This is a genomic window from Bradyrhizobium sp. USDA 327 (genome assembly GCF_041262065.1).
Lineage (GTDB): Bacteria > Pseudomonadota > Alphaproteobacteria > Rhizobiales > Xanthobacteraceae > Bradyrhizobium > Bradyrhizobium liaoningense.
Genome location: NZ_JBGCCW010000001.1, coordinates 7425127 through 7448580, shown reverse-complemented (window position 1 = coordinate 7448580; position 23454 = coordinate 7425127). Strand labels below are relative to the sequence as shown.

At 63.7% G+C, this 23454-nt stretch carries 19 protein-coding genes; 6 read left to right on the top strand and 13 right to left on the bottom strand.

What is annotated here, in order from left to right:
- Positions 1-30: 30 nt before the first annotated feature.
- Both ABIA42_RS35135 and ABIA42_RS35130 read left to right on the top strand, forming a co-directional pair.
- Positions 31-2247: an acetate--CoA ligase family protein gene (locus ABIA42_RS35135; protein WP_370116549.1), complete on the top strand. Its 2217-nt coding sequence runs from the start codon at positions 31-33 to the stop codon at positions 2245-2247.
- Positions 2248-2404: 157 nt separating this feature from the next.
- Positions 2405-3229 (top strand): MlaD family protein, encoded by an 825-nt coding sequence (locus ABIA42_RS35130; protein ID WP_370116552.1) that lies wholly within the window; start codon positions 2405-2407, stop codon positions 3227-3229.
- Between the two features lie 182 nt (positions 3230-3411).
- Here the strand turns inward: ABIA42_RS35130 and ABIA42_RS35125 are convergent, their stop codons facing one another.
- The 8 genes from ABIA42_RS35125 to urtA all read right to left on the bottom strand — a co-directional run bounded on the left by ABIA42_RS35125 (position 3412) and on the right by urtA (position 11455).
- Positions 3412-4452 (bottom strand): aliphatic amidase, encoded by a 1041-nt coding sequence (locus ABIA42_RS35125; RefSeq protein ID WP_271527421.1) that lies wholly within the window; start codon positions 4450-4452, stop codon positions 3412-3414.
- Between the two features lie 62 nt (positions 4453-4514).
- Positions 4515-4892 (bottom strand): zinc ribbon domain-containing protein, encoded by a 378-nt coding sequence (locus tag ABIA42_RS35120; RefSeq protein ID WP_370116555.1) that lies wholly within the window; start codon positions 4890-4892, stop codon positions 4515-4517.
- 92 nt (positions 4893-4984) lie between these two features.
- Positions 4985-6214: a formamidase gene (fmdA, locus tag ABIA42_RS35115; RefSeq protein WP_370116558.1), complete on the bottom strand. Its 1230-nt coding sequence runs from the start codon at positions 6212-6214 to the stop codon at positions 4985-4987.
- Positions 6215-6242: 28 nt separating this feature from the next.
- Positions 6243-6932, bottom strand: a complete 690-nt coding sequence (gene urtE / locus ABIA42_RS35110) for an urea ABC transporter ATP-binding subunit UrtE (protein ID WP_370116561.1) — start codon at positions 6930-6932, stop codon at positions 6243-6245.
- Positions 6933-7160: 228 nt separating this feature from the next.
- On the bottom strand, positions 7161-7916 hold the full coding sequence (urtD, locus tag ABIA42_RS35105) for an urea ABC transporter ATP-binding protein UrtD (protein ID WP_157332596.1): 756 nt from the start codon (positions 7914-7916) through the stop codon (positions 7161-7163).
- A gap of 65 nt (positions 7917-7981) precedes the next feature.
- A complete protein-coding gene (gene urtC / locus ABIA42_RS35100; RefSeq protein ID WP_370116566.1) occupies positions 7982-9124 on the bottom strand; it encodes an urea ABC transporter permease subunit UrtC in 1143 nt (380 codons plus the stop codon).
- A gap of 17 nt (positions 9125-9141) precedes the next feature.
- A complete protein-coding gene (urtB, locus tag ABIA42_RS35095; RefSeq protein ID WP_028180850.1) occupies positions 9142-10068 on the bottom strand; it encodes an urea ABC transporter permease subunit UrtB in 927 nt (308 codons plus the stop codon).
- A gap of 127 nt (positions 10069-10195) precedes the next feature.
- Positions 10196-11455 carry an urea ABC transporter substrate-binding protein gene (urtA, locus tag ABIA42_RS35090; RefSeq protein ID WP_194390427.1) on the bottom strand — a complete coding sequence of 420 codons (1260 nt, stop codon included), beginning with the start codon at positions 11453-11455 and terminating at the stop codon, positions 10196-10198.
- Positions 11456-11625: 170 nt separating this feature from the next.
- On the opposite strand from urtA, the gene ABIA42_RS35085 reads away from it, so the two are divergent.
- A complete protein-coding gene (locus ABIA42_RS35085; protein WP_370116570.1) occupies positions 11626-14997 on the top strand; it encodes an ATP-binding protein in 3372 nt (1123 codons plus the stop codon).
- On the top strand, positions 14987-15907 hold the full coding sequence (locus ABIA42_RS35080; protein WP_370116573.1) for a response regulator: 921 nt from the start codon (positions 14987-14989) through the stop codon (positions 15905-15907). Before ABIA42_RS35085 ends, ABIA42_RS35080 begins: the two co-directional genes overlap by 11 nt.
- Positions 15908-16134: 227 nt before the next feature.
- Here the strand turns inward: ABIA42_RS35080 and ABIA42_RS35075 are convergent, their stop codons facing one another.
- Together ABIA42_RS35075 and ABIA42_RS35070 are read right to left on the bottom strand one after the other, a co-directional pair.
- Positions 16135-17637 (bottom strand): flavin-containing monooxygenase, encoded by a 1503-nt coding sequence (locus tag ABIA42_RS35075; protein ID WP_370116575.1) that lies wholly within the window; start codon positions 17635-17637, stop codon positions 16135-16137.
- Between the two features lie 125 nt (positions 17638-17762).
- A complete protein-coding gene (locus ABIA42_RS35070) occupies positions 17763-18521 on the bottom strand; it encodes a trypsin-like serine protease (protein WP_370116578.1) in 759 nt (252 codons plus the stop codon).
- Positions 18522-18628: 107 nt separating this feature from the next.
- On the opposite strand from ABIA42_RS35070, the gene ABIA42_RS35065 reads away from it, so the two are divergent.
- Complete coding sequence (locus ABIA42_RS35065) at positions 18629-19264, top strand: HAD-IA family hydrolase (RefSeq protein ID WP_271527428.1); 636 nt, start codon at positions 18629-18631, stop codon at positions 19262-19264.
- A gap of 39 nt (positions 19265-19303) precedes the next feature.
- Here ABIA42_RS35065 and mtnA read toward each other — a convergent pair whose 3' ends face one another.
- The 3 genes from mtnA to ABIA42_RS35050 form a co-directional block, all read right to left on the bottom strand.
- Positions 19304-20410 (bottom strand): S-methyl-5-thioribose-1-phosphate isomerase, encoded by a 1107-nt coding sequence (gene mtnA, locus ABIA42_RS35060; protein ID WP_370116582.1) that lies wholly within the window; start codon positions 20408-20410, stop codon positions 19304-19306.
- 18 nt (positions 20411-20428) lie between these two features.
- On the bottom strand, positions 20429-21304 hold the full coding sequence (locus tag ABIA42_RS35055; protein WP_271527430.1) for an S-methyl-5'-thioadenosine phosphorylase: 876 nt from the start codon (positions 21302-21304) through the stop codon (positions 20429-20431).
- A gap of 278 nt (positions 21305-21582) precedes the next feature.
- Positions 21583-21855 carry a phosphopantetheine-binding protein gene (locus ABIA42_RS35050; protein ID WP_271527431.1) on the bottom strand — a complete coding sequence of 91 codons (273 nt, stop codon included), beginning with the start codon at positions 21853-21855 and terminating at the stop codon, positions 21583-21585.
- Positions 21856-22212: 357 nt separating this feature from the next.
- Between ABIA42_RS35050 and ABIA42_RS35045 the strand changes: the two genes are divergently transcribed.
- Positions 22213-23430, top strand: coding sequence for an acyl-CoA dehydrogenase family protein (locus ABIA42_RS35045; RefSeq protein ID WP_370116586.1), 1218 nt, complete (start codon positions 22213-22215; stop codon positions 23428-23430).
- The last annotated feature ends 24 nt before the right edge of the window (positions 23431-23454 follow it).

The window sequence follows — 23454 nt, the reverse complement described above, 5'->3', positions numbered from 1 at the left end:
ACCAAGAAGAACAACAGGAGAGGTCACGGCATGGAAGCCAAGGTGTCTGCTGCGTCCGCGTTCCATCCATGGTCTCCACCGTCCGATGCCAGCGACATCGTCAAGGGTATCCACGCCATGCTGCACCCGCGCAACATCGTGCTGGTGGGTGCGACCGACAAGCCGGGCAATTATGCCGAGCGCATCTGGAACAATCTGGTCAAATACGGCTTCGAGGGCGGCCTCTATCCGGTCAACGCCAAGCGCGACGCCATCTGGGGCGTCCCCTGCTACAAGGATTTTGCGAGCCTTCCCGAAAAGCCCGATCACGTCCTGGTGCTTGTGCCCGCGCGCTTCGCCGTGCAGGTGATCCGCGACGCCGCCGCGGCCGGTGCGCGATCGGCGACCATCGTCACCTCGGGCTTCAGCGAGTTGCAGGATGAGGAAAGCCAGAAGCTTGCCGCCGAATTGCAGGCGGCCGTGCGCGAGACGGGCCTTGCCGTCACCGGCCCGAACTGCCTCGGCAATTTGAGCGCCGGCGAAAAGCTGTTCACCAACATCGACGATCGAATCGTCACCATGGAACAGGGCGCGGTGGCGATCGCCGGGCAATCGGGCGCGATCGTCATGGCGATCCGCCAGGCGCTGGAGGATCGCGGCGTCGGGGTCGGCTACATGGTGACCACCGGCAACGAGGCCGGGCTCGAGACGCCCGACCTGATGCGCTATTTCGCCGAGGATCCGAGTATCAAGGTGATCGTCGTCTACCTCGAAGGCGTGCGCAATACCAAGGCCTTCCGCGACGCCTGCAAGGCGGCGCGCGCCGCGAGCAAGCCCGTGATCGCGCTCAAGCTCGGTGCATCCGAGGGCGGCCGCGCCGCGGCGATGGCGCATACCGGCGCGCTCGCGGGCTCGATCGAGACGTTCGATGCCATCGCAACGCGAGAAGGCGTCATCCGGGTCGGCGGGCTCGACGAGCTGATCGAGACCACCGAATGCTTCGTGCACGCTGCCGTGCCCAAAGGCGACCGGCTTGCCGCCGTCACGCTCTCCGGCGGCAAGCGCGGCATGCTGATCGATGCCTTCTACGCCGCGGGCCTGAATTTCGCGCCGCTGAGCCCGCATGTCAGCTCGGAGCTGGCGAAGATGCTCGGCCCCGGCTCGATCGTCGGCAATCCGCTCGACGCCGGCTTTGCCGCGGTCGTCGATCCCTCCGTCTATATGAAGTCGATCAAGCTGATGATCGACGACCCCGATATCGACGTCGTCATCGTCGACGCCGAACTGCCGAAAGCGCCGCACGAGCTGCGCGAGCGCAATCTGCGCATCGTCAACGAGATGGCGGGCCAAGCCGGCAAGCCGGTGATCTATATCAGCGCGATGTCGATCGGCTTCACCGAATTCACCAAGGGCTTGCGCAAGTCGCTGCCGCATCTTGCGGTCATGCAGGGCATGGACCGTGCGGTGACCGCGATCAGGTCGCTGCTCGACTACGCGAAACTGCGCAAGGAGGTGCCCGACATCGTCTCGAGCTCGAAGCCCGCCGCTCGCGCCGTGCTGGAGAAGACGTTGAAATCGACGACCAGCGCCGCGCTCGACGAAGTCGCCTCGAAGAAGCTGCTCAAGGCTTACGGCATCCCGATCTCGAAGGAGGCGATCGCACAGACGGCAGCCGAAGCGGTGAAAATTGCGAAGCAGATCGGATTCCCGGTCGTGGCAAAGGTCGTCAGCGCAGAGATCCTGCACAAGTCCGACATCGGCGGCGTGGTGCTGAATCTCAACAGCGCGGCCGAGGTGAAGAAGGCCTTCGCCGACATCACGGCGCGGGTCAGGAAGCTGAAGGGCAAGCCGAAGCTCGATGGCATCCTGATCGCACAGCAAGTCAAGGCCGAGCTCGAACTCGTGGTGGGCGCCTCGCTCGATGCCGAGATGGGGCCTGTCGTGCTGTTCGGCACCGGCGGCATCGACATCGAGCTGATGAAGGACGTCGCCCTCGCCGGCGCGCCGCTGGACGAGGCCGAGGCGCGGCTCCTGATCGGCCGCACCAAGGCCGGCATCAAGATGCGAGGCTATCGCGGCAGGCCGGCCTTGCACGAGGCCTCGGCGGTGAAGGCGCTGGTCGGCCTCTCCAACCTGATCGCGGATGCCGGTGACCGGATCGCCTCGATCGACATCAACCCGTTCCTGATCAACACCCGGACGGGCGTGGCCGTCGATGCCCTGATCGTGCTGAACAATGCCGCGGCAAGACGCGCGGCTGGACATTGAGGATGTCGTAGGGCGGATTGGCGGCAGTGCAATCTGCCGATTCGGTCCATCCAAGCGCAACGCATTGGCGGGTTACGCTTCGCTAACCCGCCCTACCTAGAATCGCGGCCATTCGAACACCTTCCAACCATCCCGCTTTGGCCGTAGACTCGACCTCATGGCGCGCGCGAGCAATCTTGTGATCGGAACGGCAACGCTGGCAGCGATCGCCGTGGCGTTCGGCGGCCTGCTCGGCGTGCAGAAATGGCGCACCATCCAGAGCCGCAGCCAGTTGCGCGTGGTATTCGAGGGTGGTTCCGCCAGTGGCCTGCGCCGCGGTGGGCCGGTCAATTTCGACGGCGTGCCCGCCGGCCAGATCCTGTCGATCAAGCTCGACAACCCCCGCAGGATCGTGGCGCTGGTGATGCTCGACAACACAGCGCCGATCCGCAAGGACACCGTGGCAGGCATCGAGTTCCAGGGCCTCACCGGCGTTGCCGCGATCTCGCTGATCGGCGGCGCGCCCTCTGCGCCGCCGGTGCCGCTGGACACGGACGGCATTCCCGTGCTGACGGCCGACCTCAGCGACGCCGAATCCATCGTAGAAACCCTGCACAGCGTCGACCGCACGATCGTGAACAACGCGCCGGCGATCAAGGAGGGCCTGCGCACGTTCGAGAGCCACACTGCCGACCTCAGGGGCAAGGGCGCGGAAATCGATTCGGTCATGGCCAAGGTCGACAGCGCCTTTGCCGGATTCGACAAGGCGGTCGCAAAGATCGAGGGCGTGGTGCCGGGCTTCGTCGACGGCAAGGCCGACGAGCTCCTGGAGAAGATCAAGGGATTGCACGAGCTTGCCGACACCATGAAGAAGAAGTCGGCGACCTACCTCGAAGACATCCGCCGCTCTCTGCTCGACGTCAGCGAGACCGCCAACAAGATGAGCGGGACGCCAGCGCCGCCGCGTCCACCGCGCAGGCCCACGGAGCAGCAGAAGCGGTAATGCTTACCCTCCCCTGGAGGGGGAGGGTCGGCTCGCAGCGCGATAGCGATGCGAGCCGGGGTGGGGTGACGGTCTCTCCACCCCGCACACTGCCTTTGTTGAGAGATCACCCCACTCCGCTCGCGCTGCGCGCGATCGACCCTCCCCCTCCAGGGGAGGGTAACGCGGAATCCGCCAACAGCTCAGTAGTTGCTGGCCGCCGCCCCGTTCGGAATGCCCTCGATCGGACATTCCTCGGTGCCCGGAGTCGCGCGGGTCATCGCTTCCACCATGTCGCGCGTGCCTTCGGGGTCCTTGATCCAGTTCTTGTAGAAATCATACGGGCACGCCGCGACGCCGCGCGGGCTGTCGCCGGAATTGATCATGCCGGTGTAGCCGCGGTGGACCAGCTTGTAGAGATGGTTCTGCGACTGGCCGTTGCGGCGCGCATCGCGGATCAGATGTTTCGAGAGCTGGGCGTACTGGATGCCGTAATCCTCCTCGCCGCACTCGCCGAGGGTGCGGCCGTCGAAGCCGATGATCGCGGAATGGCCGAAATAGGAATAGACGCCGTCGAAGCCGGCGGCATTGGCGACGGCGACATAGACGTTGTTGGCCCACGCCATGGCCTTGGAGATCATGACCTGCTGCTCCTTGGCCGGATACATGTAGCCCTGGCAACGCACGATCAGCTCAGCGCCCTTCATGGCGCAGTCGCGCCAGATCTCCGGATAATTGCCGTCGTCGCAGATGATCAGGCTGACCTTGAGCCCTTTCGGCCCCTCGGACACATAGGTGCAATTGCCGGGATACCAGCCCTCGATCGGCACCCATGGCATGATCTTGCGATACTTCTGCACGATCTCGCCCTTGTCGTTCATCAGGATCAAGGTGTTGTAGGGCGCCTTGTGCGGATGCTCCTCGTGGCGCTCGCCGGTCAGCGAGAACACGCCCCACACCTTGGCCTTGCGGCAGGCCTCGGCGAAGATCGCGGTTTCCTCGCCCGGCACCATGGATGCCGTTTCGTACATCTCCTTGGAGTCGTACATGATGCCTTGCGTGGAATATTCCGGGAAGATCACGAGGTCCATGCCGGGCAGGCCGAGCTTCATGCCAACGATCATGTCGGCGATCTTGCGGGCATTATCGAGCACCTCGGCCTTGGTATGCAGCCGGGGCATCTTGTAATTGACCACTGCAACGCCGACCGTGTCGTTGCTGCTGGAAATATCGCCGTGAAGCATGTTGACCGCTCCTGTACTTGACTCGTTGTTCTGGGTCGCCGCCGATCAGGCGGTCGCGTAGGTTAGTGGCTGATCATCCAGGGCCGCGCCGTCGGAAACCCCTTGGCGCCGCTGCTGGACTTGGTCATCAGACGCGCCGGCTTCTTCCTGTCCGTTGCGCCCTTGTCCTTCACGGTCTTGCCCGAGGAGCAGCAGCCGCAGCCGGGGCCGTGCGAGGCCTTGTATTGTGCGAGCGTCTGCGGCGCATGCGTGCTTCGCTCGTTGACCGCGTGCGCCTTGCGCTTGTCGGCCGGCATGCAGAAGAAGTTCGGCGCGGTCAGGATGACGCGGGGCGCCAACGTCTCGCAGTGCGGACAGCTTTGCGGATCGTCGCACTCCGCCATCGGGCGGAGGTCCTTGAATGGACCGCAGTCGTCACAGAGATATTCGTAGACCGGCATCGCATCATCCCCACGCTGTAGCTTGTTCAACACACCTGGCGGCGGATGCGGGGCGGCAAGCAAACGCCGTCCCGCATCCCGTCGCGCAGGAACTACTTGTCCGGCGAGATCGGCATCTGGATATCGCCAGTGATGTGCTTGATCGGGCCCGCCGAAGACGGCATCACGTCGAAGTCGAAGATTTCCGTCGGCAGCCACAGTGTGGCGCAGGCGTTGGGCACGTCGACCACGCCGGAGATGTGGCCCTGGCACGGCGCGGTGCCGAGGATCGAATAGGCCTGGGCGCCGGAATAGCCGAACTTCTTCAGATACTCGATCGCGTTGAGGCAGGCCTGGCGGTAGGCGATGTGGACGTCGAGATAGTGCTGCTTGCCGGCTTCATCCACCGAGATGCCTTCGAAGATCAGGTAGTCCTTGTAGTTCGGCGTGATCGGCGACGGCTTGAAGATGGGGTTCTTGATGCCGTATTTCGACATGCCGTCCTTGATCACCTCGACCTTCAGATGCAGCCAGCCGGCCATCTCGATGGCGCCGCAGAAGGTGATCTCGCCGTCGCCCTGGCTGAAGTGCAGGTCGCCCATCGAGAGACCGGCGCCGGGAACATAGACCGGGAAGTAGATCTTCGAGCCACGCGAGAGATCCTTGATGTCGCAATTGCCGCCATGCTCGCGCGGCGGCACGGTGCGCGCGCCCTCCGCGCCGATCTTGGCTTTCACATCGCCCTTGGCGCGGCCGCCATGGGCGGTCGGCGCGAAGGGCGGATTGGCAAGGCCGGGCACGCGGGTCGGATTGGTCGAGATCAGCTCGGCCTCGCGCTTGTTCCACATGTCCAGCATCTTCGGATCGGGCAGGCAGCCGATCAAGCCGGGATGGATCAGGCCGGCGAAATTGACGCCGGGCACGTGGCGGGACGAGGTGTAGAGGCCCTTGATGTCCCAGATCGACTTCTGCGCCAGCGGGAAGTGATCGGTGAGGAAGCCGCCGCCATTCTGCTTGGAAAAGAAGCCGTTGAAGCCCCACAGGCTCTCCTTGAGCGGCCCCACGTCGAGCAGATCGACGACGAGGAGGTCGCCGGGCTCGGCACCTTTGACGCCGATCGGGCCAGAGAGGAAGTGCACGATCGACAGATCGATGTCGCGCACGTCGTCGGCGGAATCGTTGTTCCTGATGAAGCCGCCGGTCCAGTCATAGGTCTCGATGATGAAATCGTCGCCGGGATTGACCCAGGCCACGATCGGGATGTCGGGGTGCCAGCGGTTGTGCACCATGTCATTTTCATAGGCCGACTTGGTGAGATCGACCTTGATCAGTGTCTCTGGCATCGAGAGGCTCCCCTTTTACTACGGTTGGTTAGACGGACAGATATTTCGAGACCTGCGCGGCATCGACGGCGTCGCGACGATCGTCACGGACGATCTCGCCGTTCTCGATCACCAGCACGCGGTCGGCGATATCGAGCGCAAAGCTCAGGACCTGCTCGGACACGACGATCGAGAGGCCCTTCTCGTCGCGGATGCGCTTGAGGGTGCGCGCCATCTCCTTGATGATCGACGGCTGGATGCCTTCGGTCGGCTCGTCCAGCAGCAGCACTTTCGGCTTGGTCGCGAGCGCACGCGCGATTGCGAGCTGCTGCTGCTGGCCACCGGAGAGATTGCCGCCGCGGCGGCCCTTCATCTCGAGCAGGACCGGAAACAATTCGTAGATGTCGCCGGGCACCTCGGAACCACCGGAGACGACGAGCCCAGTCTCGATGTTCTCCTCCACCGTCATGGTGGAGAAGATCATGCGGCCCTGCGGCACATAGGCGAGGCCCTTGGCGACGCGCTCGTAGCTCTTGAGGCTGCCGAGCTCGGTGCCATCCATGGTCACCGAGCCGCTTTTGGCCGGCAGGATCCCCATCAGCGACTTCATCAGCGTGGTCTTGCCCATGCCGTTGCGGCCCATGATCGCGACGATCTCGTTGGGCGCGACCTTGACGTTGAGCCCGTGCAGCACCTCGCTCTGCCCATAGGCGACGTGGAGATCGGAAATTGCCAGCATCGATTGCTCCTAAGCTCGGCATGCCTTCCTTCTCCCCTTGTGGGAGAAGGTGGCGCGGACGAAGTCCGCGACGGTTGAGGGGTATGCATCGGCGGACGCGAGAGGCAGTTGGACGCGCGGAAAGATACCCCTCACCCGTATCGCATCTGACGATGCGATCCGACCTCTCCCACAAGGGGAGAGGTGCACGGTCCGAGCTGCAGCTAGCTCACTCGATTTCGCCATGTCTCAGTGGCCCAGATAGACTTCGATGACCTTGGGGTCGTTCTTCACCTTCTCCATGGTGCCCTCCGAGAGGATCTGCCCCTGGTGCAGCACGGTGACCTTGTGCGCGATGTCCTCGACGAACTTCATGTCGTGCTCGATCACCAGCACCGAGCGGTTCTTGATGATGCGGTTGAGCAGCTCGGCGGTCTTGGCGCGCTCCGACACGCTCATGCCGGCGACGGGCTCGTCCAGCATCAGCAGGTCCGGGTCCTGGATCAGCAGCATGCCGATCTCGAGCCACTGCTTCTGGCCGTGGCTGAGCTCGTCGGCATAGGTATTGAGCTTGTCCTTGAGGAAGATCATCTCCGCGACCTCCTCCACCCGGTCCTTCACCGGCTGGTCGCGCTGAAAGGTCAGCGAGCCGAACACGGTGCGACCGCGCGGAAACGAGATCTCGAGGTTCTCGAACACAGTGAGATCCTCGAAGACCGAAGGCGTCTGGAATTTGCGCCCGACGCCGGTCTGAACGATCTCGTTCTCCTTCATCTTCGTGAGCTCCTTGCCACGAAACTGGATCGAGCCCGAGGTCGCCTTGGTCTTGCCGCAGATCAGGTCAAGCACCGTGGTCTTGCCCGCGCCGTTGGGACCGATGATGACGCGGATCTCGTTCTCCTCGACATAGAAGGAGAGGTCGTTGACTGCCTTGAACCCGTCGAACGAGACGGTCAGTCCGGAGACCGCGAGCAGGAATTCCTTCGGCTGATGACCGACGAGCATGATCTATCTCCTCACTGCCAGCGTGGCATCGGCATCGTGATGACCGACGAGCATGATGGGTCTCCTCACTCTGCCGGTGCGCCGTCGGCGACCGAATTACCGTTCCAGCCCGCCTTCGTCTTGCGCGAGCCGAACAACCGATCGATGCGCGGCTGCACGTAGTCGGCCCAGAGCCCGGACAGACCGTTCGGGAAGGCAAGCACGACCGCGATGAACAGCGCGCCGAGGCCGAACAGCCAGAGCTGCGGGAAGGATTCCGACAGGCTGGTCTTGGCGAAGTTCACCAGGATGGCGCCCCAAATCGCGCCGAAGATCGACGTCCGCCCGCCGACGGCGGTATAGATCACCATCTCGATCGACGGCACGATGCCGACGAAGGACGGCGACATGAAACCGACATTGAGCGCGAACATGGCGCCGCCGATCGCGGCGAAGATCGCGGCCATGCAGAAGGCAAAGATCTTGAAGTTGGCGACGCTGTAGCCGGAGAAGCGGACGCGGTCTTCCTGCTCGCGCATCGCGACCAGGATGCGGCCGAGCTTGGTCAGGCGGATGAACTGTGCGATGCCGATGCAGGCGAACAGCAGCACCACCTCGACGAAGTACAGGATGACCTTGGCGTGGTCGGGCCGGATGTCCCAACCCTTGAGCGTGCGCAGATCGGTCATGCCGTTGATGCCGCCGGTGTAGCCCTGCTGCCCGACGATCAGGATGGTCAGGATGGCGGCGACCGCCTGGGTGATGATCGCGAAGTAGGTGCCGCCGACGCGGCGCTTGAACATCGCAGTGCCGATGATCAGGGCGAAGAGACCGGGAACCAGGATGATGGCCAGGATGGTGAAGGTCAGGCTGTGAAACGGTTGCCAGAACAGCGGCAGCGACGTGATCTGATTCCAGTCCATGAAATCAGGGATGCCGGGCGTCGACTGGATCTTGGTGTTCTCGACGCTCGAGGCCTCGAGCTTGAGGAACATCGCCATGCAGTAGCCGCCGAGGCCGAAGAACACGCCCTGCCCCAGGCTCAGAATGCCGCCATAGCCCCAGCACAGCACGAGACCAAGCGCAACGAAGGCGTAGGTCAGGTATTTCGCGACGAGATTGAGGCGGAACACATCCAGCGACAGCGGCAGGATCACGAACAACACGGCGGCCAGGACGATGAAGCCCGTGAGTTCGGAGCGATTGAAGAAGCGTGAGTTGAGGATCATGACTTGCCTGCTTCTCGTTATTTGCGGACTTTGAGGGCGAACAGACCCTGCGGCCGCAGCATCAGGATGCCGACGACAGCGAGCAGCGTGAGCACCTTGGCCATCGAACCCGACATGAAGAACTCGAGGGTCGATTGCGTCTGCGAGATCGAGAAGGCCGAGGCGATGGTGCCGAGCAGGCTGGCGGCGCCGCCGAACACGACGACCAGGAAGGTATCGACGATGTAGAGCTGACCGGAGGTCGGCCCGGTCGACCCGATCATGGTGAAGGCGCTGCCGGCGACGCCCGCAATGCCGCAGCCGAGGCCGAAGGTGTAGCGATCGACTTTTTCGGTGTTGATGCCGACCGCGCCGGCCATGATGCGGTTCTGCACGACCGCACGCACCTGGCGACCCCAGCGCGACAGGTAGAGAACATAGGCAACGGAAACGGTGATCAGCACGGTGAGACCCATCACGAAGACGCCGTTGATCGGCACTTCGATGCTGTCGGTCACGTGCAGCGAGCCGAGCATCCACTGCGGCAGCTCGACGCCGACCTCACGCGCGCCGAACACGGAGCGATAGGCCTGCTGAAGCATCAGGCTGAGGCCCCAGGTGGCAAGCAGCGTGTCAAGCGGGCGCTTGTAGAGGTGCCGTATCAGCACCCACTCCACCAGCATGCCCAGCGCGCCGGATGCGATGAAGGCCAGGATCATCGCGAGGAAGAAGTAGCCGCCGAACAGGCTCGGCATGTAGGCCTGGAAGACGTTCGAGGTCATCCAGGTGACGTAGGCCCCGAGGATCATGAACTCGCCATGGGCCATGTTGATGACGCCCATCTGGCCGAAGATGATGGCAAGCCCGAGGGCCATGAGGACATAGACGGAGAACAGGATCAGTCCGGCAAAACCCTGCATGACGAAGATCGAGCCAAGGTCGCCAATCGAGTAGTCGCCGAACATCTATGTCCTCCGTCGAGATGGGGTCCCGCGTCGCGAGCAGGTTCGCGACGCGGGGGCTTGAGGCATGGACTTGCGATCCACGCCAGGGAGCGGCTTGGTGTCGGGGAGAATGCGCGACGGATGCCGCTTACTGGTAACCCTTCGGGAACGGGTCCGGCTCGACGAGATCGGCGGTCTCGTAGATCAGCTCGAACTGGCCATCCAGCTTGGCGCGACCCACCCGTGTCTTCGACCAGAGATGATGGTTCTCGTGGATGCGGACGTAACCTTCCGGAGCCCCCTTGAACTCGACACCGGGCGAGGCCGCCGCGATCTTGTCGACGTCGAAGGAGCCGGCCTTCTCGACCGTCAATTTCCACAGCCACGGTCCGAGATAGGCAGCCTGGGTGACGTCTCCGATCACGGTCTTCTCGCCCCACATCTTCTTGAAGGCGGGCACGAAGGCCTTGTTGTTGGGATTGTCGAGCGACTGGAAGTACTTCATGCAGGCGTACGCACCCGCAATGTTCTCGCCACCGATGCCGTCGATTTCGTCCTCGGTGACCGAGATCGTCAGCAGCGGCTGCTTGGCGAGGTCGATGCCGGCGGCCTTGAGCTGCTTGTAGAAGGCGACGTTGGAGCCACCGACGACGTCGGTGAAGATCACGTCGGGCTTGGTCAGCTTGATCTTGTTGATGACCGAGTTGAACTGAGTGCTGCCGAGCGCATAATACTCCTCGCCGACGACCTTGCCCTTCAGGACGTTCTCGACGTGCTTGCGCGCGATCTTGTTCGAGGTGCGCGGCCAGATGTAGTCGGAGCCGATGAAGAAGAAGGTCTTCGCGCCCTTCTCCTTGGCGATCCAGTTCAGGCCGGCGAGAATCTGCTGGGTCGCTTCCTGGCCGGTGTAGATCACGTTCTTGGACTGCTCGAGGCCTTCGTAGAAGGTCGGGTAGTAGAGCATGCCGTTATACTGCTCGACGACCGGCAGCACCGCCTTGCGCGAGGCCGAGGTCCAGCAGCCCATGATGGCCGCGACCTTGTCGTTGACCAGCAGCTTCTTGGCCTTTTCCGCGAAGGTCGGCCAATCGGAGGCGCCATCCTCCTGAATGAACTTGATCTTGCGACCGAGGACGCCGCCGGCCGCGTTGATCTGCTCGATCGCGAGCTTTTCGGCCTCGATCGAGCCGGTCTCGGAGATCGCCATGGTGCCGGTCGCCGAGTGCAGGATGCCGACCGTGACCTCGGTGTCGGTGACCGCAAGACCCGTGGTGTTGACCGCCGAGGTCGCCGGGGCCTGCGCAAAGGACGCCCGCGGCAGCATCGTGATGGCCGGCACGGCCGCCATCCCCATCAACAATTTGCGCCGAAGCGGCGACAACAGGCCCTTGTTTGCTTCGTCTGACATGAGCACCCCACTTTTGTTCGAGAACGCGCTATTGGTGGCCGTGAGGATGGCTCGAATTTATGCAGCGCAAGCATACGCAAGATCGCGTATACTGCACCGCAAAATGCCGACGTAGGCTTCTGGTACGGAATTTGCGAGGGGTCCGGGTCCGTATCGGGAGTGGGGGTTCAGTGGCAGGGCGGCAGCGAATAGACCGCGTCAGGCGCCAGTACAACCAATGGGTCGCCAACCAGACTCTGGAAGACTACGCCCTGCGCTTCACCGCCAAGAGCGCACGCCGCTGGTCCGCCGCCCGCGTCGCCAACACTGCCCTGGGCGCGATCTCGTTCCTGGCAATGGAGGCGATCGGCGGCACCATCACGCTGAACTATGGCGTCACCAACGCGACTGCCGCCATCCTCGTGGTCTCGATCATCATCTTCTGCTGCGGCGTGCCCATCGCGTATTATGCGGCCAAGTGCGGCATCGACATCGACCTACTGACGCGGGGAGCCGGCTTCGGTTACATCGGCTCGACCGTCACGTCGCTGATCTACGCGTCCTTCACCTTCATCTTCTTTGCGATCGAAGCCGTGATCCTCGCGTCCGCGCTTGAGATGTGCTTCGGGATTCCACGACCGATCGGCTATCTCATCAGCGCCGTCGTCATCATCCCGCTGGTGGCCTACGGCATCACGCTGATCAGCCGCTTCCAATTGTGGACGCAGCCCCTATGGGTGATCCTTCATATCATTCCGTTCGCGGCGATCGCCTGGCACAACCCGCACTCCTTCACGGAGTGGCGCAAGTTCTCGGGCGAGCATGGCGATCTCAACGGGCATTTCGATCTGTTGCTGTTCGGCGTTGCGGCCTCGGTCGTGTTCTCGCTGGTGGCGCAGATCGGCGAGCAGGTCGACTTCCTGCGATTTCTGCCGCGCGACCGCCGTGCCTCCAGGGCCTCCTGGTGGATGGCGCTGATGAGCGCAGGACCGGGCTGGATCGTGCTCGGCGCGCTGAAGCTCCTGGCCGGCTCGTTTCTCGCCTTCTTCGCGCTCAGCCACGGCGTGCCGCCCGAGGAGGCCGCCGAGCCGGCGCATATGTATCTCGAAGCGTTCCGCTATGTGCTCTCGCAGCCCGAGCTCGCACTGGCGTTGACCGGCACCTTCGTGATCCTGTCGCAAGTCAAGATCAACGTCACCAACGCCTATGCCGGCTCGATCGCCTGGTCGAACTTCTTCTCGCGTTTGACCCACAGCCATCCCGGGCGCGTGGTCTGGCTGGTCTTCAACGTCATCGTGGCACTTCTGTTGATGGAGATCGGCGTCTACAAGGCCCTGGAGCAGACGCTGGCGCTCTACTCGAACGTCGCGATCGCATGGGTCGGCGCGCTGGTCGCCGATCTCGTCGTCAACAAGCCGCTTGGATTGCGGCCGCAGCAGATCGAATTCAAGCGCGCGCATCTCTACGACGTCAATCCGGTCGGCGTGGGCGCGATGACGATCGCAACCATCGTCTCCATCAGCGCCTTTTACGGCCTGTTCGGACCTACCGCGAAGGCGCTGTCAGCCTTCATAGCGCTCGCGGTGGCCTTCCTCGCCGCGCCGTTGATTGCCTGGGCCACAGATGGCAAGTACTACATCGCACGCAAGCCGAAGCGGAGCTGGCAGAACCTCGAGGCGATCCAGTGCTGTATCTGCGAGCACGCGTTCGAGCCGGAGGACATGGCCTCCTGCCCCGCTTACGCCGGGCCGATCTGCTCGCTGTGCTGTTCGCTGGACGCGCGCTGCCACGATCTCTGCAAGCCGCACGCTCGAATTCAGGCGCAGGTCTCGGAGACGCTGGGCAAGCTGATGCCGCAACCGATCTACGCCCGGATCAACTCGCAGCTCGGACACTATATCGGCGTGTTCGTTGTCTCCGCCGGCCTGGTCGCCCTGGTGCTGGGACTGATCTATCTGCAGACGTCGGCGAGCGTCCATGGCGAGAACGAGCTCGTCTCCGACGTGCTCTGGAAGGTGTTCTTCTCGCTCAGCATCATCATCGGCGTGGTCGCGTGGCTGTTCGTGCTGGCGCAGCAAAGCCGCCGCGCCGCCGAGGCCGAGACGCGGCGGCAGACCACGCTGCTGATCCAGGAGATCGACGCGCACAAGCGCACCGATGCCGAGCTCCAACGCGCCAAGGAGGTCGCCGAATCCGCCAACCTGGCCAAGAGCCGTTACGTGGTGGGCCTGAGCCATGAGCTGCGTTCGCCGCTGAACGCGATCAGCGGCTATGCCCAGCTGCTTGAGCAGGATACGACACTGGGCCCGAAGCCGCGCGATCAGGTCCGCGTCGTCCGCCGCAGCGCCGACCACCTGTCCGGCCTGATCGACGGCATCCTGGACATCTCCAAGATCGAGGCCGGGCGGCTGTATCTGTCGCGCGACGAGGTGCGCCTCGGCGAATTCCTCGATCAGCTCGTCGGCATGTTCCGCCTTCAGGCCGCGGCCAAGGGCATCGACTTCGTGTTCAGGCGACCGGCGTCGCTGCCGCTCGTGGTCTATGCGGACGAGAAGCGGCTGCGTCAGGTGCTGATCAATTTGCTCTCGAACGCCATCAAATTCACCCAGTCCGGCAGCGTGCAGTTCGTCGTGCACTATCGCAGCCCCGTTGCCGAGTTCGAGGTGATCGACACCGGCCCGGGCATCCGGGGCGACGATCTCGAACGCATCTTCGCGCCTTTCGAGCGCGGTGCGCTTGGCGTCTCGCAGCCGCAGACCGGGACCGGCCTCGGCCTCACCATCAGCCGCCTGCTCGCCGGCGTGATGGGCGGCGATATCAAGGTCGTGAGCACGGTCGGCACCGGCTCAACGTTCAAGGTCAAGCTCCTGCTCTCTGAGGTCACCAATCCCCAACGCATCGCACCGGTCGAGGCCCCGGTCTCCGGCTATCACGGCGCCCGCAAGACGATCCTCGTCACCGACGATGACCCCGTGCATCGCGATCTCCTGCGCGAGGTGCTGACGCCGCTCGGTTTCATCCTGCTCAGCGCGCCGGACGGCGCCGGCTGCCTCGCGCTGGCACAGCATTGCCGGCCCGATCTGTTCCTGCTCGATATCTCGATGCCTGCCATGGACGGCTGGACCGTGGCCGAGGCCTTGCGCGCGAGCGGCCATCACCAGGCGCGCATCCTCATGGTGTCGGCAAGCGCGTTGGAGGCCCACGGCGCTCCGCTGGCGCAACCCTTCCACGACGGCTATCTGATGAAGCCGATCGACATCCCGCGGCTCCTGGAGACGATCCGCCAGCTGCTCAAGATCGAATGGCAATACGGTTCGGACGAGATCGCGGTGCCGTTCTGGCGTCCCGAGACCGGATCAAAGCCGCCGGTGCGGCACATCGAGGCGCTGATCGGGCTCGGCCAGATCGGCTACGTCAAGGGTATCCAGTTGAAGCTGGACGAGATCGGCAGCGAACATCCCGAGCATGCCGACTTCGTCGCACAGATGCGGTCGCTGGTCGATCGCTTCGATCTCGACCAGTACATGGCCACATTGAAGACGTTGCACGCGTATGAACATTGAGTCGAAGAAGCGCGACGTCGCGCTCGTTGTCGATGACTCTCCGGAGACGCTCCGGCTGCTCACCGACGCGCTCGACGGCGCCGGCATGACGGTCATGGTGGCGCTCGACGGCGCCGCGGCGATGCGCATCATCGAGCAGATCACGCCCGATATCATTCTGCTCGATGCCGTGATGCCCGGCATCGACGGCTTCGAAACCTGCCGCCGGCTCAAGCGCGATGCCGGTCTTGCCAACGTCCCCGTGATCTTCATGACGGGCCTTGCCGAGACCGAGCACATCGTGCGCGGGCTGGAGGCCGGCGGCGTCGACTACGTGACCAAACCGATCGTGATCGAGGAAATGCTGGCGCGCATCCGCGTCCATCTCGGCAATGCCCGGCTGACCCAAAGCGCGCGCACCGCGCTCGACGTCTCCGGCCGATTCCTGTTCGCGGTCAACCGCCAGGGCAATGTGCTATGGGCGACGCCGCAGGCGCAGAAACTGCTGTCCGACCATCACGGCGCGCAGGCCGACGATTTCGTCCTGCCGCCAGCGCTGCTGCAGTGGCTGGAACAGGCCAAGGCCAAGGGCAGCTCGAAGTCGCAAGGAGCTTCCTTGCCCGACAATCCTCAGCTTCGGCTCTTTTACGTGGGTGAGACCGCGCCGAACGAGTTCCTGCTTCGGCTCTCCAGGGAGTCCGGCACCGCTCTGCCACCCGAATTCACCAGCGAGCTCGGGCTCACCACCCGCGAGGGAGAGGTTCTGGCCTGGCTCAGTAAGGGCAAGACCAACCGCGACATCGCGCAGATTTTGGGTCTCAGCCCGCGCACGGTCGACAAGCATCTCGAGCAGATCTACGCCAAGCTCGGCGTGGAGAACCGGACGGCGGCCGCGGCCATTGCGGCGAATGCGACTAGGCGGAATTCGTAGCCTAAGATGAGAGTGAGTTGGAACGCCGCTGACCCAACAAACAGTGTCGTCCCGGACAAGCGAGGCGCAGATCCGGGACTCACAGGGACAAGTTTGGCGAAGATTCGTGGTTGCCGACTCGCCCTATAACCACGCCTTGGGAGTATGGGGTCCCGGGTTCGCTTCGCGGCCCGGGACGATAGCGGAGCGTGTGGCGATCGCCACCGCCCCTTACACGAACAGCTTCCTCACCCGTAAACGAACGCCTTGTCGTCCAGGTCCGTCTTCGGGATCTCGTCCTTCTCGGTCCAGTAATCCTGGCTGTGTTGCCACTCCGGCTTGTCGCCACGCTTGGGCAGGAGGTCCATGTTGCGCATCATGTAGCCGGGGTTGAAGTTTTCCGGATCGATCCAGGGCAGGATCGGCATGTTGTGGTCTTCGGGACGCAGCTTGACCTCGACCTTCTTCGCGCCCTTTGCCTTCATGTGTCCGAGCAGCCTGCAGACGAAATCGGCGACGAGGTCGACGCGCAACGTCCAGCTGGCGCGGAAGTAGCCGAACACCCAGACCATGTTGGGCACGCCGGTGAACATCATGCCGCGATAGGTGACGGTGTCACCAAAAGCGAGCGGCCTGCCGTCGATCTCGAAGGCGATGTCGCCGAGCGCTGCGAGATTGAACCCGGTCGCGGTGACGATGACATCGGCCTCCAGCAGCTTACCGGATTTGAGCTGAATACCATTCTCGACGAAACATTCGATCTCGTCGGTCACGACGGAGGCCTTGCCGCTGGCGATGCCCTTGAACAGATCGGCATCCGGCACGAAGGCGATGCGCTGCCGCCACGGCCGGTATTTTGGCGTGAAGTGCGTCTCGACGTCGTAGTCGGGTCCCAGGACTGCGCTGATCTGGCCGATCAGCTCCTTCTTGACCTGCTCGGGCTTGGACACGCAGAGTTTCGTGAAGGCATCCTGTTCGAACAGGATCTTCCGCCGCACGATCTCGTGGATCCAGGTCTCGTCGACCTGAAGCCGGCGCAATTCTTCCGCGATCTCGATGGCGTTGCGGCCCAGGCGGAAGTAAGTCGGCGAGCGCTGCAGCATGGTGACATGCGCGCATTGGTCCGCGATGTTCGGCACCAGCGTTGCCGCGGTCGCGCCCGAGCCGATCACGACGACCTTCTTGTTGGTGAGGTCGATATCATCGGGCCAGGTCTGGGGATGGACGATGCGGCCCTTGAAGCGGTCCATGCCCTTCCATTGCGGCGTGTAGCCTTCCGAATGGCGATAATAGCCCTGGCACATCCAGAGGAAGTTGGCGGTGAAGATCTTCGGCTCGCCGGTGTCGGTCGTCACCGCCTCGATGGTCCAGAGATTCTGCTCGCTCGACCAGCTCGCCGAATTGATCTTGTGCTTATAGCGGATGTGCCGCGCGATATCGTTGTCGTCGATCACCTCTTTCATATAGGAGAGGATTTCCTCGGCGGTCGCGATCGGCGGGCCGACCCACGGCTTGAAGCTGTAGCCAAAGGTATGGAGATCGCTGTCGGAGCGAATGCCGGGATAGCGATGCGTGATCCAGGTGCCGCCGAATGTTTCCTGCGTCTCCAGGATGACGTAGCTCGTGCCCGGAAGCTGCTTCTGGATGTGATAGGCGCTGCCGATGCCGGAGATGCCGGCACCGACGATCAGGACGTCGAAATGTTCAGAAGCCTGTTTGGCCGTGGCGTGACTGCGAACCGCGACATTCATTGTTGTTTCTATGCCTTGCTTGCTTTTGTGGCCGCCCTTGACCGGACGGCGCGTTTCCTCCGCGCCGGGCAGTTTCGCCCACCGCGCTTCCGCTCCAAAATGACATAGATCAAGTCGCGGTCAAATCACAGCGCCGCACCCCAGCTCCGCGCGGTCTGCAAAATCCAGTCCCGATAGAGCGTGAGCGGCGTCACGCCGGTCAATCCGCCGCAACCGGCGGCGCCGTTCGGCCCTGTCGACCAGCTGATGAGCCCGACGAGCACGGGACCATTCGGCCTGTCCTCGAACACGGGGCCGCCGGAATCGCCGGTGCAGGCGCCAATTCCGTCGCGAACACCGTTGGTTACGGGATCAACCAGGCGAATCTGGAGCGTGCCGGGCTGCCCGGTCACAACGAGGCCGGCAACGCGCGTCGTGCCGCCGCTCTTGCCGTCACCGCGAACGGTGACGCCGATGCCGGCGATGACGAAGCGGCTGCCGACCTGAATTGGGATCGTCGGCATGCCGACCGCCATCGTGGATTTTCCCTTGAGTGGAATTTCCAGCTGCAGCAGCGCCACGTCGGCGGTGGCGCGATGCGCCTGCATCGCCTGCATGTTGAAATTCGGATGGATCGCCACGGTGCGGACGTTCAGCAATTGCGGCTGGCCGTCGGCGCCGCGATCGACGATCTTGTAGTCGGCGCCGGGCTGCACGCAATGGGCGACCGTCAACACCAGCCTCGGGGTAATCAGGCTCCCGGTGCAGAAATTGCCGCGCGAACCGACGATGGTGACGACAGCGCGCGCGACACCATCGGCCTGCGGCGTGCCGCCGCCGACGATGGCGTGGGCAGGCGTGGCGAGCAGCAGCGCTGCTGCGATGAACATGGCGAGCTTCTTCATGGGAACACGCTTTGGCGTCAGCATCGGTGAAGGAGGGAGGCTTCGGACTGGCTCTTGCCGATACCGCATGCTAGCCCTCTTGGAAAGGAATTGACGAGGGCAGGACATTGACGATCGAGGCTGTGATCTTTGATTTTGGCGGCGTGCTGACGAGCTCACCATTCGAGGCGTTCACGCGGTTCGAGACCGAGCGCGGCCTGCCCATCGATATCATCCGGCGCACCAACGCCGCCAACCACCTGGAGAACGCCTGGGCCAAGTTCGAGCGGGCCGAGGTGGACATCGACACCTTCGACGAGTTGTTCGCCGCGGAATCGCTCGCGCTTGGCGCGGAAGTGCGCGGCCGTGACGTGCTGCCGCTGCTGCAGGGCGATCTGCGCCCGGAAATGGTCGAGGCTCTGAAGCGTATCAAGGCGCAGTTCAAGACCGGCTGCATCACCAACAATTTGCCGGCGAACGCCATCGGCAGCCTGACGGGACGATCCCTCTACATCGCCGAAGTGATGGTGTTGTTCGATCACGTCATCGAATCCGCCAAGATCGGACTGCGCAAGCCCGACCCGCGCATCTACCGGATGATGGTCGAGACGCTGAAGGTCGATCCGAACAATTGCGTCTATCTCGACGATCTCGGCGTCAACCTGAAGCCCGCGCGTCAGATGGGCATGACGACGATCAAGGTCACAGGCGGTGCCCAGGCGATTGCGGAGCTCGAGGCGGCGACGGGATTGAAGCTGAGCTAGCTGGCGCGTCACTGTGAGACATCTCGCCTGGCAAACTGCCTACTCCGCCGCAGCAACAACCCGCTCCGGGAACGCAGCCGCGAGCGACTCACGATCCGGCTTCAGCACACCGCGTTCGGTAATGAGACCCGTGACGAGCCGCGCCGGCGTCACGTCGAATGCGTAGTTCGCGACCGGCGAGTTCTCCGGCACGATGCGCACCGTCTCCAGCCTTCCGTCCGCGGTGCGGCCGGTCATGTCGGTGACTTCCGTGCCGCTGCGCTGCTCGATCGGGATGTCGCGGATGCCATCATGGACGGCGAAGTCGATCGTCGGCGACGGCAGCGCGACGTAGAACGGCACGCCATTGTCATGCGCGGCAAGCGCCTTCAGATAGGTGCCGATCTTGTTGCAGACGTCGCCATTGGCGGCGACGCGGTCGGTGCCGACGATGGCGAGATCGACCATGCCGTGCTGCATCAGGTGTCCGCCGGTATTGTCCGGGATCACGGTGTGCGGCACGCCGTGATGGCCGAGCTCCCAGGCCGTCAGCGAGGCGCCCTGGTTGCGCGGCCGGGTCTCGTCGACCCAGACATGGATCTTGAGGCCGCGCTCATGCGCGAGATAGATCGGCGCCGTCGCCGTGCCCCAATCGACGGTGGCGAGCCAGCCGGCGTTGCAATGGGTCAGCACGTTGACCGCCTGCCCCGGCTTCTTGGCCGCGATCGCCTCGATCAGCTTCAGACCGTTGCCGGCGATGCCGCGGTTGATCTCGACGTCCTGCTCGACGATCTCGTCGGCGCGCGCATAGGCCGCTTCGGCTCTTTCAAGGGGGTCGATCGGCGCGAGCGTCGCGCGCATCTCGTCCAGGGCCCATTTCAGATTGATCGCGGTCGGCCGCGCCACGATGAGCGTGTCATAGGCGCGCTTCAGGCCTGCATCCGAGGCATCCTCGCGCATCGCGAGAGCCATTCCATAGGCCGCGGTGGCACCGATCAGCGGCGCGCCGCGCACCAGCATGTCGCGAATCGCGACGGCCGCGTCCTCGCAAGAGGTGAGGCGCGCGATGATGAACTCGTGCGGCAATCGGCGCTGGTCGATCGCACCGACCGACCAGCCGTCACGCTCGCGCCAGATGCTGCGGAAATGCTTGCCGTCGACCTTCATGGCATTCTGCCTTTCACATCACGCCCGCAGGATGCGGCCTGCCACAGCGTCGAGCTTCTTCAGAAGCTCCGGGTCGCGCGCCTCCGGCGCCGTGATCAGCGCGGTGTCGAGCGCACGGTCCGAACCAATCGGGCACGGCTCGTGCTCGCGCGGGAAATCCTTCGCCAGCCGCGCCACCAGCGCCTTCGCCTTGTCGGCGTTCGAGGTCAGCACGCGGATGATGTCCTGAACGGTGACGGCATCGTGATCGGGATGCCAGCAGTCGAAATCAGTCACCATCGCGACTGTGGCGTAGCAGATCTCCGCCTCGCGCGCGAGCTTCGCCTCGGGCATGTTGGTCATGCCGATCACGGAATAGCCAAGGGTCTTGTAGGTCATGCTTTCCGCATAGGTGGAGAATTGCGGCCCCTCCATGCAGACATAAGTGCCGCCGCGCGCGATCGCGATGCCCTCGGCCTCGGCCGCCGCCGCGAGGTGGATGCGCAGCCGTGGCGACACCGGATGCGCCATCGACACATGCGCGACGCAGCCGCGGCCGAAGAACGAGCTCTCTCGCTTGTAGGTGCGGTCGACGAACTGGTCGACGAGAACGAAAGTGCCGGGCGGCAGTTCCTCCCTGAAGGAGCCGCAGGCCGAGAGCGAGATCAGGTCGGTGACGCCGGCCCGCTTCAGCACGTCGATATTGGCGCGATAGTTGATGTCGGAGGGGGACAGCCGGTGGCCCTTGTCATGCCGCGGCAGGAACACGATCGGCAGGCCGGCGATGGAGCCACGCCGCAAGGGCGCAGACGGCTCGCCCCAGGGGCTCTTGATCACCTCCTCGCGCGCACCCTCGAGGCCCGGGAGGTCATAGATGCCCGAGCCGCCGATGATACCCAATACCGCCTGCGTCATGCCTGCTCCAACCTGTCCGCCATGTGTGACATGGTTGAGCTATGCCAGCTTTGCGGCGGATTTGGAACGGGGCTGGAGGGGCGATGGCGGTGGTGTCGGAGGCGCGAGACTGCGCCTCATACCTGGTGTCGTCCCCGCGAACGCGGGGACCCATACCGCGGGATCTATCGAGGTGGCTGGTCGCAATCCCGAACGACTAATCTTCGCCAAACTCCTCGCTGGGGTTATGGGTCCCTGCGTTCGCAGGGACGACACCGGAGAGGGAGTAGCGCCCTTAATTAAGCCGCGGTCGCCGGCCGCAGGTGGTTCGCGAGCATCCGCTCCAGCGTCTCGACGGACTGGAAATTCTCCGGCGTGATCTCGGATTGCGGGATGGTGAAATCGAACTCGGCTTCGACGCCGAGCATCAGATTGACCATGTCCATCGAAGTCAGGCCGACATCAACGAGCCTCGCGGAAGACGTGACGTCTGCGGTGAGTGAATTCTGTTCGAGGATGCCCTTCACCAGCTTGATGATGCGATTGCGCACGTCGGTATTGAAGGCCTGCATCGGCAAATTCCCATCTGTCTATCGAGGTCGGACCGAACTGCCCGCTACGATGGGCACGGCTTGCCGGTCCTGCAATGGGCGTCACCAATACTTCGCGTTTCTTAGTAAACGATGACTCAGATTGTCCGGAATTCAGGCTTCTTCCAGAAGTCCTAACGCGACGCCGGAAAATCCGGTGATGCAAACAACCGGCCCTTAACTGTTCGTCCGGAATTGGGCTTTGTTTACCCTCTATTTCATCGACGAATTTGAATTAAATCCGTAACCTCGTCTCACAAGCAAAGATGGCCGGAGGATCACCGGCGGCATCGCGAATGATGCCGGCGATCTCGAACGGCAACCCGGAGGCGGATGAGCATGAACGTGCGTGAAGCGGTCCTTACTGTCGACGAAACGCAGACGAGCTTCCTCGAGCAGGGTCCCTCCCTGATCGAGCGTGCCGCCCGGACCGCCGCCGCTGCGGCGGCCGACGCAGACACAGTCGATCGCGACGCCCGTTTCCCGCATAAGGCCTTCGACGTCGCGCGTGAGCAGAAGCTGCTCGGCGTGATGGTTCCGGTCGAGTTCGGCGGCTTTGGCGCTTCGATCCATGACGTCACCGACATCTGCTACACGCTCGGACGCGCCTGCGCGTCCACCGCGATGATCTACGCGATGCACCAGACCAAGGTCGCCTGCATCATCAGGCACGGCCATGGCATTCCCTGGATGGAGACCATGATGCGCCGGGTCGCCCGCGACCAGTGGCTGCTCGCCTCCTCCACCACCGAGGGCCAGAATGGCGGCAACATCCGCGCCAGCGCCGCCGCGGTCGACCACGCCGGCGACACAGTTTCGCTGGTGCGAGACGCCACCGTGATCTCCTACGGCGCCGAGGCCGACGGTCTCGTCACCATCGCCCGCCGCGCCACCGAGGCCGCTGCCTCCGACCAGGTGCTGCTGGCGCTCGCCAAGGACGATTATTCGCTGAAGCGGACGCTTGGCTGGGAAACGCTCGGCATGCGCGGCACCTGCTCGACCGGGTTCGAGCTGAAGGTCGACTGCCCTGCCGACCGCGTCTTCCCTGAAGCCTATGACAAGATCCACGCCCAGACCATGACACCATTCGCGCATCTATGCTGGTCGTCGGCCTGGGCCGGCATTGCCGCCGCCGCGGTGACCCGTGCGCAGGCCTTCATCCGCAAGGCGGCGCGCTCCTCCGGCGGCCAGATGCCGCCGGCCGTGGCGCACTTCACCGCCGCCAAGATGTCGCTGGCCAAGCTGCGCGCGCTGATCGCCGCCAACATCGATGCTTTCGCCGTCGCCGAGCATGACGAGCGTGCGCTGAGCTCGCTCGACTTCCAGTCCTCCATCACGCTGCTGAAGGTGCAGGCCTCCGAGCTCGCGGTCGAGACCGTGATGCATGCGATGCGCACCGCGGGTCTTTCCGGCTACCGCAACGACGGCGAGTTCACCATGGGCCGCCATCTGCGCGACGTGCTGTCGTCGCCGATCATGATCAACAACGACCGCATCCTGGCCAACGCCGCGACGTCGACGCTGATGAGCGGAGTGCCGACGAGCCTTCGCGACTGAAATGCCTCGGCGACTGAATCAAAA